Origin of the sequence: Buchnera aphidicola (Sipha maydis), from assembly GCF_024029855.1 — a bacterium.
GTDB lineage: Bacteria > Pseudomonadota > Gammaproteobacteria > Enterobacterales > Enterobacteriaceae > Buchnera_J > Buchnera_J aphidicola_BI.
In genome coordinates, this window is sequence record NZ_CP097205.1 from 73,201 (window position 1) to 87,207 (window position 14,007).

General features: G+C 20.7%; 10 protein-coding genes. 7 read left to right on the forward strand and 3 right to left on the reverse strand.

What is annotated here, in order from left to right:
• Positions 1-1,067: 1,067 nt before the first annotated feature.
• Both dapD and map read right to left on the reverse strand, forming a co-directional pair.
• Positions 1,068-1,889 carry a 2,3,4,5-tetrahydropyridine-2,6-dicarboxylate N-succinyltransferase gene (dapD, locus tag M3Y47_RS00290; RefSeq protein WP_252839501.1) on the reverse strand — a complete coding sequence of 274 codons (822 nt, stop codon included), beginning with the start codon at positions 1,887-1,889 and terminating at the stop codon, positions 1,068-1,070.
• Between the two features lie 42 nt (positions 1,890-1,931).
• Positions 1,932-2,699 (reverse strand): type I methionyl aminopeptidase, encoded by a 768-nt coding sequence (gene map / locus M3Y47_RS00295; protein ID WP_252839502.1) that lies wholly within the window; start codon positions 2,697-2,699, stop codon positions 1,932-1,934.
• A gap of 217 nt (positions 2,700-2,916) precedes the next feature.
• On the opposite strand from map, the gene rpsB reads away from it, so the two are divergent.
• The 7 genes from rpsB (at position 2,917) to dnaE (ending at position 12,772) form a co-directional block, all read left to right on the forward strand.
• Complete coding sequence (gene rpsB, locus M3Y47_RS00300; protein ID WP_252839503.1) at positions 2,917-3,627, forward strand: 30S ribosomal protein S2; 711 nt, start codon at positions 2,917-2,919, stop codon at positions 3,625-3,627.
• A gap of 87 nt (positions 3,628-3,714) precedes the next feature.
• Positions 3,715-4,518 carry a translation elongation factor Ts gene (gene tsf, locus M3Y47_RS00305; protein ID WP_252839504.1) on the forward strand — a complete coding sequence of 268 codons (804 nt, stop codon included), beginning with the start codon at positions 3,715-3,717 and terminating at the stop codon, positions 4,516-4,518.
• Positions 4,519-4,566: 48 nt separating this feature from the next.
• Positions 4,567-5,295: a UMP kinase gene (gene pyrH / locus M3Y47_RS00310; protein WP_252839505.1), complete on the forward strand. Its 729-nt coding sequence runs from the start codon at positions 4,567-4,569 to the stop codon at positions 5,293-5,295.
• A gap of 54 nt (positions 5,296-5,349) precedes the next feature.
• The gene (gene frr, locus M3Y47_RS00315; protein WP_252839506.1) at positions 5,350-5,904 is read left to right on the forward strand and encodes a ribosome recycling factor; all 555 of its coding nucleotides are present in this window, start codon (positions 5,350-5,352) and stop codon (positions 5,902-5,904) included.
• A gap of 240 nt (positions 5,905-6,144) precedes the next feature.
• Positions 6,145-8,685 carry an outer membrane protein assembly factor BamA gene (gene bamA / locus M3Y47_RS00320; RefSeq protein WP_252839507.1) on the forward strand — a complete coding sequence of 847 codons (2,541 nt, stop codon included), beginning with the start codon at positions 6,145-6,147 and terminating at the stop codon, positions 8,683-8,685.
• A gap of 95 nt (positions 8,686-8,780) precedes the next feature.
• Complete coding sequence (locus M3Y47_RS00325) at positions 8,781-9,212, forward strand: 3-hydroxyacyl-ACP dehydratase FabZ family protein (protein WP_252839508.1); 432 nt, start codon at positions 8,781-8,783, stop codon at positions 9,210-9,212.
• 68 nt (positions 9,213-9,280) lie between these two features.
• On the forward strand, positions 9,281-12,772 hold the full coding sequence (gene dnaE, locus M3Y47_RS00330; protein WP_252839509.1) for a DNA polymerase III subunit alpha: 3,492 nt from the start codon (positions 9,281-9,283) through the stop codon (positions 12,770-12,772).
• Here the strand turns inward: dnaE and proS are convergent.
• On the reverse strand, positions 12,769-13,953 hold the full coding sequence (gene proS / locus M3Y47_RS00335) for a proline--tRNA ligase (protein ID WP_252839510.1): 1,185 nt from the start codon (positions 13,951-13,953) through the stop codon (positions 12,769-12,771). The genes dnaE and proS overlap by 4 nt on opposite strands.
• Between the last annotated feature and the right edge of the window lie 54 nt (positions 13,954-14,007).

The following is a 14,007-nucleotide window of genomic DNA, read 5'->3' on the forward strand; positions in this document are numbered from 1 at the left end:
TGTGAATTATTCTTAATATTTTAATAGATATTTACATCATACATTATATTGAAAATAAAAATTAAATATATTTTTTATTACATATAAATAATTTTATATAAACTATATAAAAATATATAATTTTATAAAAAAATTTAATTTAAATTTTGGAAAATTTTGTTGATGAAAAATTTTAATGGAAATATTTATGTATTTTAAATTAATTAAATTATTAATTTAGTTTATAGAAAAATTGATAAAATTCATTTATATAAAGAGAAATATTTTATTTATTTTTACCATCAATGAAATTTTTTACATTTATATGAAAGATTTTTTATAGAAAATATTTTAATATTTTTAATCAATAGGATAAACTTATTTTTTTTAAGAGCATTCAAATTTGTTAAAAAAATCTCATATTGATGATGAGAATATTTATTTGTGTTGTTTAAAAAATTTCATTTAATTTTATTCAAATAAAAAAAATATAAATATATTTTCATATAATTTTTAGTAATTATCATAGAAATTTATATATTTTAATATTTTTTATTATTTTTAAAATTTTTTAATAAAATTTATTTAACAAATTATGAGAGATATAAATTAAAAAAAAACTAAAAAATAAAAATATTTTTTAAGCATATTTAAGATATTTAAATAAAATATAGAATTTTTATTTACTTATTTTAAGTTTTTTTGTTCTTATTTGTAGTAAAATTCTTTATATATAAAAAAATAAGTATTTTTATTTATTTTTACTATAAAAATAAAATTTTTTTATTTATAAGATTATTATAGAAAAATTTTTAATATATAAAAAATTAGTGATTATTCTATCATATTTAATCTTTGTATTTAAAAATTTTTTTATATTAATTAGTTAAAAATAATTTTTTAATATTTTAGAAAATTTTTATACACATAGTTATGTGAGAAGTTTTTATATAAAATTTTGGTGATGGTAAATTTTAAATAATATAAAAATATTTTTTATTTTTATTGCCCAAATAAATAATTTTAATTGGGCGATTTTTAGAAAATATTAAAATGTATTTTGTATAAAAATTTATTTTATAGAGTGTTTATTTAAAGTCATTTCTTAATAATTTATTTATTTCCACTTTTTTTAACGTTCTACAATCTACTTTTTTCACTATTATTGCACTATATAAACTATATTTTTTATTTTCTGAAGGCAAATTACCAGAAACTACAACGGAGTTTTTTGGAATTTTTCCATAATAAATTTTATTTTCTACACGATCGTATATTTTTGTGCTTTTTCCAATAAAAACTCCCATTGAAATCACTGATCCTTCTTCTACGATTACCCCTTCTACTATTTCTGATCTTGCTCCTATAAAACAATTATCTTCAATAATTGTAGGATTATTTTGCAATGGTTCTAATACTCCACCTATTCCAACTCCTCCAGATATATGTACATTTTTTCCAATTTGTGCGCATGATCCAATAGTTGCCCATGTATCAATCATACTATTTTTTCCAACGTATGCGCCAATATTAATAAAACATGGCATAAGTATAGTATTTTTTTCAATAAATGAACCATGTCTTATAATTGCAGAAGGTACTAATCGAATGTTATCTTTTTTAAATTCTATTTCAGTATAATTTTTATATTTTAATGGAATTTTATCATAATATGATGTTATTTTTCCTTCAAAAATTTTGTTTTTTTGATATAATAAAAATAATAATATTGCTTTTTTAATCCATTGATGTGTAACCCATCTGTTATTTATTTTTTCTGAAACACGTAATTTCCCTGAGTTAATCATTTTAATTACTTTTTTTATTGTGTTTAATATTTCTTTTTTATTCTCTATATGTGTATTTTTTTTTTCAAAAGCTTTTTCTATTGTTTTTTTAATTTTTTCCATATCTTTTCCTTTATTGTATTTTAAAAATATTAATAATTTTATTTATATTTTTTCATTTTTACCTAATGTTAATACTTTATATCCTGTTTTAGTTACGAGTATGGTATGCTCATATTGAGCAGATAAACTTTTATCGCGCGTTTTAACTGTCCAATTATCTTTCTCGCGAAATATGTGTCTTTTTCCTACATTAAGCATAGGTTCAATAGTAAAAATCATTCCTTCTTGTAATTTTATGTTTTGATTTTTTTCATAATAATGTAGAACATAAGGTTCTTCATGAAAATTTTTTCCAATGCCATGTCCGCAATATTCTTTTACAATAGAAAAATTATTTTTTTTTGCAATTTTTTCAATTGTTTTTCCAATTTCATTTAAATTTATTCCGGGTTTTACAATTTTTATAGAAGAATATAGACACTTTAAAGTTGTTTTACAGAGTTTTTTTGCTATTTTAGAACATTTTCCTACAGTATACATTTTAGAAGCATCTCCGAAATAATTTTCTTTTACTAAAGCAATATCTATATTTAATATATCTCCATTTTTTAAAATCGTTTTTTTATTTGGAATTCCGTGACATACGACATTATTTAAAGAAATACAAACAGATTTAGGATATCCTTGATATCCTAAGCATGCTGGAATGGAATGTGTTTGATCAATAATATAATTATGACAAATCTTATTGATTTTATCTGTGCTGATTCCTGCAGAAATATATTTTTTTATAAAATCTAATACTTGTGCTGTTAATTTACATACTATTTGCATTTTTTTTATATCATAATTATTTTTTATAATAATCATATTTTTTTTTTATATTAATTTTTAATTATTATATTTTATCATTTTAAGAAAAAAGTAAATATAATTAATTTTCTAATTTTTGACATATCGTTTATTATAATATATGTTTGTTTTTTATTTTTTTTAAAAAAATTATTGGTAAAAAAAATATTTTTGTAAAAAATATTATTATTATAAAAAATATTCATTTTATTTGTTAAATATTAAGAAGGGATATATGATAAAAATTTCTATGAAAGATATGATTAAAGCTGGTGTGCATTTTGGACATCAAACTCGTTATTGGAATCCTAAAATGAAACCTTTTATTTTTGGGTCAAGAAATAAAATTCATATTATAAATTTAGAAAAAACGCTTCCTATGTTTTATCACGCATTATTAAATTTAAAAAAGATTCATTCTAGAAAAGGGAAAATACTTTTTGTAGGTACTAAAAAATCTGCTTCAAATTTAATAAAAAAATCAGCAATTTTGTGTAAACAATATTATGTTAATTATCGTTGGCTAGGAGGAATGTTAACAAATTGGAAAACTGTAAGACAATCTATAGAACATTTGAAAGATTTAGAAATGCAATCACAAAATGGTACATTTAATAAATTAACAAAGAAAGAAGCATTAATGCGTTCTAGAAAATTATTAAAATTAGAAAATAGCCTCGGTGGAATTAAAAATATGGGAGGAATTCCAGATTGTCTTTTTATTATTGATGCAGATTATGAACATATAGCTATTAAAGAAGCAAATAATTTAAATATTCCTATTTTTTCAATTGTAGATACTAATTCTAATCCTGATGGAGTAAATTTTATTATTCCTGGAAATGATGACGCGATTCGATCAGTGAATTTTTATTTGGATAATGTTATTTCTGTTTTATGTAATAATACAAGAAATGAAAAAAATAAATCAGATCATCAAAGTTAAAAAATTTTTGAATATTTCTTTTAATTATTTTTAAAAATTTTTTATTAAATATATTTTTATAGAGTTTTTTATTGCAAGGATTTAATAATGAAAATTTCGTCTAATTTAGTAAAAAAATTAAGAGAATTAACTGGAGTAGGTATTTTAGATTGTAAAAAAGCTTTATTAAAAAAAAATGGAGATATTAATAAATCTATTGATTATTTAAGAAAAAAAGGAAAATCAAAAGCTTTGAATAAAACAGCACGAACTACATTACAAGGTTCTATTTTTTCAGGAACAAAAAATAAGTTTGGGGTTCTTTTAGAAGTGAATTGTGAAACAGATTTCGTTGCACAAGAAGAGAATTTTATTAATTTTGGTAAAGAAATTGTTAATACAGCACTAAAAAAAAAAATATGTGACTTTAATGTTTTAAAAAAAGTTTTTGAATTTAAAAGAATTCATTTAGTATCTATATTAAACGAAAATATAAAAATTTCTCGATATTTTTTTTTACAAGGAGATTTTTTATATTTTTATTTACATCGTACCAGAATAGGTGTGTTATTAAAAAGTAATTCTAATGATTCCTCTTTAATAAAATATCTTGCTATGCATATAGTAGCTAGCAAACCTTTGTATTTAAGTCCTGAGAATATTCCTCAAGATATTCTTTTAAGAGAGAGAAAAATTCAATTGTCTAGATCTTTAGAATTAGGAAAAAATATTTCTATTGCAGAAAAAATTGTTTCTGGAAGAATGAAAAAGTTTATTGGAGAAATATCTCTTATTAAACAGAAATTTGTCATTGATCCTAAAATAACAGTTGAAAAATTTCTCAAAGAAAATAATATTGTTATAAAAAATTTTATGCGTTTTGAGGTAGGAGAATATTTATTTTCAAGTTAAAATTGTTTTATAAAAATTTTTCTAAATTTATTTTTTTATAGGTTTCATATGTTTAAAAATAATCATCCACTAAAATATAAAAGAGTTATTTTAAAATTAAGTGGAGAGTCTTTGATGGATCATAAAAAAAAAAAAAGTATTAACTATTTTTCTCTTCATTTTTTATCAAAAGAAATAAAAAAAATTGTTGATTTAAATATAGAATTAGGGATTGTGATTGGAGCAGGTAATTTATTTCGTGGTTTTCAATTACAAAAAATTGGTTTAAATCGTGTTGTAGCAGATCATATAGGGATGTTATCTACTATAATAAATGGTTTAGCATTAAATAATTCTGTTAGTCAAATGAAAATAAAAACTTTTTTGATGTCATCTATTCCAATAAATGGTATTTGTGAAATATATAATTGGAGGAAAGCAGATAAATTGTTATCAAAAAAATTTGTATTAATTTTTTCTGCTGGTCTTGCGAATCCTCTTTTTACAACAGATTCTGCAGCATGTTTAAGAGCAATTGAAATTAATGCAGATATTGTATTAAAAGGTACTCAAGTAGATGGAGTATATACTAAAGATCCCAAAAAAAATATTGATGCAAAGTTATATTCTCGATTACGATATAAAGAAGTTTTAGAAAAAGAATTAAAAATTATGGATTTGTCTGCTTTTACTTTAGCAAGAGATTATAATTTACCTATTCGTGTTTTTAATATTAAAAAATCTAATTCTTTATTAAGAATTATTCAAGGGTATAATGAAGGAACTTTAATTTATTAAATTTGATGAAAAATAATTTTTTTTAAAACCTTGATTTATTCGAGTAAAATAATCATGATAAACATTGAACAAGAAATAAAAAAAAAAATGGAAGATTGTATAAAAAATTTTTTACAATCTATTAACAAACTAAGAACAGGACGAGCATCTCCTGATTTATTAAAAGATATACAGATTAATTATTATGGGAAAAAAGTAACTTTGGAGAATATTTCTAATATAATAGTAGAAGATTCTCGTACTTTAAGAATTAGTACATTTGATAGTAATATTAACTCTGAAGTTGAAAAAAAAATTATAAATAGTAATTTAGGATTAAATCCAATTTCTGTTGGGAAAATTATTAAAATTCCAATTCCGCCCTTAACAGAAGAACGAAGATTAGATATAATAAAAGTAGTTCAACAAATTTCTGAAAAAAGTAAAATATCTATAAGAATAATTAGAAGAAATGCAAATACAGTTATAAAGAACTTATGTAAAGAAAAAAATATTAGTCAAAATGAAGAGAAGAAATATCAGAAAAATATACAATCATTGACGGATATTTATATTAAAGATATAGATTCTAAAACAGAAAGAAAAATAAATGAATTAAAAAATTTTTAAATAAAAATTTATTTTATTATTATATTTTTTTTTAAAATTATTCTATAATTAGATAAATTTAATTAATTAAAAAATATTTTTATTATTAAAAATTTTTATTAAATAAAAATTACGTTTGAAATTTTTTTTATCAAAATCTTTAAAAATTATATATTTTTCAAAAATATTTTCAAGTTTTATTTTCTAAGAAACAATTTAATTAATTTATTTTTTAAAACTTATTTATAAAAAGAGAAAAAAATGTATTCTTTTAAAAAAATCTCTAATCATATAAATATAAGAAATTTATTTTTTACTTTATTGTTTATATGTAATATTCAAAATGTATATGCAAGTGATTATTTTGTATGTGAAGGTATTCATTTTAAAGGGTTGCAACATGTATCTGTACCGGAAGCTAAATCATATTTATCTTTTGATGTTAGAGATACAATTTCACAAGAAGAAATAGATTCAAGTGTTAAAAAACTGAAAGAAAGTGGAAAATTTAAAAATGTTAAAGTAATTCATGAAGATCAAAAAATTACATTTGAAGTAGAAGAATATCCAATTATATCTTCTGTATCTTTTCAAGGAAATACGATTGTTAGTACAGAGAATATACAGAAAGTTTTATATAAATATGGGATTTATGAAGAAAATTTTTTTCATGAAGATAATTTAAAAGAATTTAAAGGACAAATGCTAGATTTTTATTCTAGACTTTTAAGAAATAAAGTTGATATTGAAATTGTTATTACAGAGCCTTGTAAGTTCGAGAAAGTGATAAAAATATATATAACTGAAAATGATCCTACTGTTATTGAAAAAATTTCTATTAAAGGAAATAAAGAATTTAATTTAGATAGATTATATGCATTATTTTATTTTTATAAATCTAGTTTATATCCTAGTGAGCAGTTTAAAAAAAATTATACTTATGAAGATTTATCAAATGATGTAAATAATTTGTATAATTTTTATTATATGAATGGATATGCAGAATTTAGTATTATAGATACTAATTGTCAATATTCTAAAGATAAAAAAAAATTAAATATTATCTTGACTGTTTCAGAGGGCCAGCAGTTTTATATTACAGATATAGTTATGAATGAAGATACTCCACTTTTTTTTGAAAAAGAAAAAGAACAATTTTATACAGATTATGTTAATCATATCTACGATATTCGTTTTGTAGAAGATATGAAAATGGTTTTTTTAAAGAAACTTTTAGATGAAGGGTATTTAAATTCTTATGTATCTATTAAACCTCATATAAATTTTTCTAGAAAAATAATAAAATTTATTATAGAGGTGAAAAAAAATAAACCATGCACTTTAAGTAAAATATCTTTTGAAGGTAATAGTCCTTCAATTAATGAAAATGATTTAATACAGCATTTTACTCAAAAAGTTAATACTATTATTCATAGAAATGATATTTTAAAAGATATAGAATATTTAAAAAAGACAGAACTATTTGATAAAGTGACTTTTTCTTTTCAACCTTCTCCTGATAACAAAGATCAATTTGAATTGATATATCATGTTAAAGTTAGACATGATAATTCTTTTAATTTTGGAGTAGGGTACAACGGGAAAAACAAGTTAAGCTATCATTTTGAAGTAAGTAATAAAAATACTTTAGGGAAAGATAATACTATATCATTAAATTTATCTAAATCTATTAATCAAAATGCTATAAAATTACTGTATTTTAATCCTGATTTTTTTAAAACAGGATGTTCTATGAACATGGACATGTTTTTTAATACTACAAATAAAAATTTTTCTCCTGATAAAATAAATTATTTAAATGTTAGAAATGGTTTATCAAACAATTTACGTCAATTAGTAGACACTTTTTTTGCATTTTATCATCATAATGATTCTATGATGTTTAACTATGGAAGCTCTGCAAGGATAAATTATAAAATTTCTCCGTATTATTCTTTTAATTCTTCCATAGGATTTTCACACGATGAAGATGATTTATCCTCAGAAAGTTTGATGCAAGAAAATTTAAAAGATGGCTCAATACCTGCATTTAAAAAGATAAAAAATAATAGTATAAATTTCAGTAATTCATTTTTATATCAAAAACAAATTGATAATTCTTTTTACAATTTAGTTGATGATGTAAAATTTTCAGCTGATTATGTTGTTCCTTTTAAAAAGGATAATTATTTTAGATTTTTTTTAGATTTTAATAAATGTTTTCCAATTTTTAATGAAAAATATAAATGTTTTTTATTATTTCATTGTAACTCTGGAATGAAATATTTAGAAAATAGAACGAGTCTTAATAGTCATGATGATTTTTATGCTAATCAAAATTGTTGTGTAAGAGGATATAATTTTAAAGATATTGGTCCTACATCTGTACAGTATGTCAATCATACAGATGATTCTGTGATAGAAAGTTCTTCTGAAAAAAGTAATTTAAACAAGAAAAAAAATTCTTTTGAAAGAGTAACTGTTGGCGGTAATATATATTGCATGAATACAATAGAATTAGTCACTCCAATTCCATTTATTAATGAACCATATGCAAAAAATTTTCAAATCTCTGCTTTTTGTGATTTTGGAAATATATGGAAAAAAGTTTATATACCTAGTGATCCAATAAATCATTATAAATCTATGAGTTATATTAAACCTAATGACATACGTTACTCATGTGGTTTATCCGCTAAATGGTGTTCTCCGTTTGGTGTTATTTCTTGCTCTTATGCAATTCCGTTGGGAGAGCATAATGCAGAAGAAGTAAATCATTTTCAAGTAAATTTTGGTTCCTAAAAATTATTAAATTACATTTCTAAGAAAAATTTTCATCTTATTTTTATTTATTCAAAATAAGATGAAATTTTATTAGAAATATTATTGGTTTTCAAATGAATATTTTTATTGATTTTTTAAAATTTATTCCTCATCGTAAACCTTTTTTATTTGTTGACGAAATTTTATGTTTTCAAAAAAATAAATATTTATTTTCTAAAACACACATTCGTGCAACAGATTCTTTTTTTTTAGGGCATTTTCCAAATAATCCAATTTTTCCTGGAATTTTTATTTTAGAATCTATGATGCAATCTGCAGGTATACTAATTGGAATAAATAATTTAAATATTGTAAATAGCAATAGAATAAATTATGTAACATATATAAAAAATGCAAAATTTTGTAATATAGTTTTACCTAATTCTGATATGTATGTAAAAATTTTTATAATTAATAAAAAGAAACATTTTATTAAGTTTCAAGGTTATGCATTTGTAAATAATATTTTAGTTTGTAAAGCAATTATTACAATTTATGTAAAATAAATTTTTTAATTTATAAAAAATATTTTTTTTATAATAAGAACTTTTAATTTGGAAAATTTGATAATTTCATGTTAAATCCTGAATTTATACATCTTCGTGTTCATAGTGATCATTCAATTTTAGATGGTTTATCTAAGCCAGAAAAAATTGTTCAAAAAGCTATATTTTTCAATATGCCAGCAATTGGAATAACAGATTTTACAAACCTGTATGGAATAATAAAATTTTATAAGTTTGCTCATAAAAATGGAATAAAACCTATTATTGGATCTGATTTTAATATTTTATCAGAAGATGGATTTTTAGATGAATTAACTATATTAGCATATAATAATTTTGGTTATGAAAACTTAAAATTATTAATTTCACGTGCATATAAAAGAAATTATATTGATTTAAAAGATATTTATATTAAAAAAAAATGGTTAGTAGAATATAGGAATGGTTTGATTATTCTTTCTGGTGGGATTGATGGAAGTATTGGAAGATTTATATTAAACGAAAAAAAACAATTTTTAGAAGATGATTTAAATTTTTTTAAGAAGTATTTTAATAATTTTTATTATTTAGAAATATCTCGTTTTGGTCGTGTAGATGAAGAAATATATATTGAAAGAATTTTAGATATTTCTATGAAGAAAAAAATTCCTGTAGTAGCTACTAATAATGTTAGATTTTTAAAAAGAAAAGATTTTTATTCACATATTATTAGAGTGTCTATTCATCATGGAGTATCGGTGAATTATGCTAAAAAATTTTTTTTTAAATATAATAAAAATCAATTTTTTAAATCTATTGATCAAATGAAAAAATTATTTCAAGATATTCCTGAATCTTTATTTCATTCAGTAGAAATTTCTAAAAGATGTAATGTACACATTAGTTTTCAGAGATATTTTTTACCAAAATTTTTTACAGGAACTATGAGTTCTGAAAATTTTTTAATTCAAAAATCTCATCAAGGTTTAAAAAAGAGAATAAAAAATAATTTTCTTTTTCAAAAAAAATATTTTTTTAAAAAAAAATTGTATAGAGAAAGATTAAAAAGAGAATTAAACATAATTAATAAAATGGGATTTTCGGGATATTTTTTAGTTGTTATGGAATTTATTAAATGGGCAAAAAGAAAAAAAATACCAGTAGGTCCAGGAAGAGGATCTGGTGCAGGGTCTTTAGTTGCATATGTTTTGGAAATTACTGAAATAGATCCACTAAATTTTGATTTATTATTTGAAAGATTTTTAAATTTAGAAAGAATATCTATGCCTGATTTTGATATTGATTTTTGTATGAATAAACGTGATTTGGTCATTAATCATGTATCAGATTTTTATGGAAGAGATTTTGTATCTCAAATTATTACTTTTGGAACTATGACTGCAAAAGCTGTTATACGTGATGTAGGAAGAGCATTAGGATATCCTTATGGTTTTTTAAATAGAATTTCTAAGATGGTTCCTTTAGATCCTGGTATTACTTTGAAAAAAGCAATTTCTGTTTCTTCTGAATTAAATGCATTATATAAAAATGATATTGAAGTAAAAGAACTGATTGATTCTACTGTCAAGTTAGAAGGTGTTATTAGAAATGTCGGAAAACATGCTGGAGGAGTTGTCATTTCTCCTACTAAAATTACTAATTTTACTCCTTTATATTATGATAATTTAGAAAAAACACATTCTGTCACACAATTTGATAAAAATGATATTGAAGATATTGGTTTAGTGAAATTTGATTTTTTAGGTTTAAAAACATTGACAATTATTGATAATACAGTAAAAATGATTGATCAAATTTTTTTTAAAAAATTTCAGAAAAATTTTTCTTTAGAAGATATTTCTTTAGATGATAAAAAAAGTTTTAATATGTTAAAAAAAGCAGAAACAACTGCTGTTTTTCAATTGGAATCTTACGGAATAAAGGATTTAATATTAAGATTAAGACCAGATTCCTTCGATGAAATTGTTGCATTAGTTGCACTTTTTAGACCAGGACCTTTGCAATCTGGAATGGTTGATAATTTTATTAATAGAAAATATGGTAAAGAAAAAATTTATTATCCTGATAAAAAATGGCAACATAAATTATTAAAACCTATTTTAAAATCAACTTATGGAATAATATTATATCAAGAGCAAGTTATGAAAATAGCTCAAATATTAGCAAATTATACATTAGGTGAAGCTGATTTATTGAGATATGTCATGGGTAAAAAAAATTTTAAAAAAATGTCTACTCATCGTAAAAAATTTATTTTAGGTGCAAAAAAAAATAATATTTCAGAAAAATTATCTAATAAAATATTTAATTTATTAGAAAAATTTGCTGGTTATGGGTTTAATAAATCTCACTCTGTAGCATATGCTTTAATTTCTTATCAAACACTTTGGTTAAAATCAAATTTTTCTGCTGAATTTATGGCTTCTGCTATGACTATGGATATGAAATATTCTAACAAAATCATGATTTTAATTAATGAAGCTAAGAGAATGAAATTAAAAATTTCTCTTCCAAATATAAATTTGAGTCAAAATAATTTTTTTGTTAATCAAAAAAAAGAGATTGTTTTTGGTTTAGGAGCGATTAAAGGAATTGGAGAAAATACGATTGATAAAATATTATTTGAAAGAAATAAAAATGGATTATTTTCAGATATATTTGATTTATGTTTTCGTGTTGGCGTAAAAGTGATTACTAAAAAAATTTTAGAAAAATTAATTTTTTCTGGAGCATGTAGTTGTTTTAATAAAAATAGATTAATTTTATATAGTTCAATTTCGCATGTAATGAAATCTTCTTTACAAAGTTGTAATTTTTTATTATCTAAACAATTAGATTTTTTTCTTAAAAAAAACAATAAAAATTTATTACAAAATAAAAAAAAATTTATATTTAATCCTGCTTGGTCTTATAAAGTAGAGTTAGATCATGAGAAAGATGTTTTAGGATTTTATTTATCAAAAAATCCATTTATTTATTATTTGAATGAAGTAAAAAATTATATTAATTTAATTTTATTAAAAGATATTTTACATATTACAGCAAATAAAGTTGTTAATGTAGCTGGAATGATATCAAATATTAGATTTTTTTTAACTAAAAATAAAAATAAAATAGCAATAATAAATTTAGATGATAGCACTAAAAATATAGAAATTATTGTATTTTCACAACTACTATTAACTGCAAAAAAACATTTAAAAAAAAATAATTTGGTTATAATTAATGGATTTATGAAAAAAAATTTACATAAAGATACTTCTTCTTTAATTGCTAATAAGATTGATAATTTATACGCTGTAAGAAAAAAAATGTTGTTAGAAATCAAAGTAATTTTAAAAAAATCAACAGATATAATAAAAGAAATTAAATTTCTGAAGAAGTATCTTGTTCCTTTTCTAGGAGGAAAAACTATTTTAAGTATTTTATTTTCTACAAGTAATAAAAAAATTATTAAAAAATGGAAAGTTTATCCTACAGATAATTTATTTTATTTTTTATATTCATTACCTACTTTAGAAAATTTAGAAAAAATTTTTTTTAAAAAATTATTATTTTAAAATTTATATTTATTTAAAATGACATTAATAATTTTTTTTATCTGAATTATTTTCTTAGACCCATTTTTTCTTTTTTCCAGTTCTACACAGTTATTTAATAATGTTTTTTGACTAATAATAATTTTATAAGGAATTCCTAAAAGATCTGTTTCTGAAAACATTATTCCAGGTTGTTCTTTTTTATTATAAAATAAAACTTCTATATTTTTGTGTATTAGTTTTTTATATATTTTTTTTGCAATTTTTTTTACCTGTATATCTTGGTTTAAATTAATAGGAATAATCGAAACATGAAAAGGAGCTATTTTAGCAGGCCAAATAATTCCTTTGTGATCACAGTTATTTTCAATAATTGCTCCTATTAACCTACTCACTCCGATGCCATAACATCCCATTTCTAATGTTTTTTTTTTATTTTTTTTATTATATAAACTTAAATTTAATAATTTTGAATAAGTTTGATTTAATTGAAAAATATGTCCTATTTCTATGCTTTTTTTTGTATTTTTTTTATAATAATTGTTTTGTGTGTTTTTATTATATTGAGAATGAAATTCATGTGATATACTTCCTCCTATAATTCCATTATTTGCTTGAATGACTTTGACATTTAAATTCATAGAATTAAATATTTTTATATAACTTTTATATATTTTAGAATATGTTTTTTTGAGAGATTTTTTATTTATATGAAAAGAATATGCATCTTTCATAATAAATTCTCTTGCTCTTAAAACTCCTGATCTTGGTCTTATTTCATCGCGAAATTTTGTTTGAATTTGATATAAAATTATTGGTAAATCTTTATAAGATTTTATTTTGTTTTTTATTAAAGAAGTTATTATTTCTTCATGTGTTGGTGATAATATTAAAATTTTTTTTTTTCTATCCAATGTTTTAAATAATTCATTTCCATATAATTCTATTCTTTTACTTTTTTTAAAAAGCTTAGATGATTGTAAAATTGGCATGTTTATTTCTATAGCATTATTTTTTTGCATTTCTTCATTAATAATATTTATTACTTTTTTTAAAACTCGTATTCCATTTGGAAGCCATGTATATATTCCAGAAGAATTTTTTGAGATTATACCTGCTCGAATCATTAATTGATGACTAATATTTTTTGTATTTTTTGGAATTTCTTTTTCTGTAAAAAGAATATAATTTGTTTTTTTCATTATTTTTAGTAATCTCTTATTAATTATTTTTAAATTTTTAGAATTATTTATATT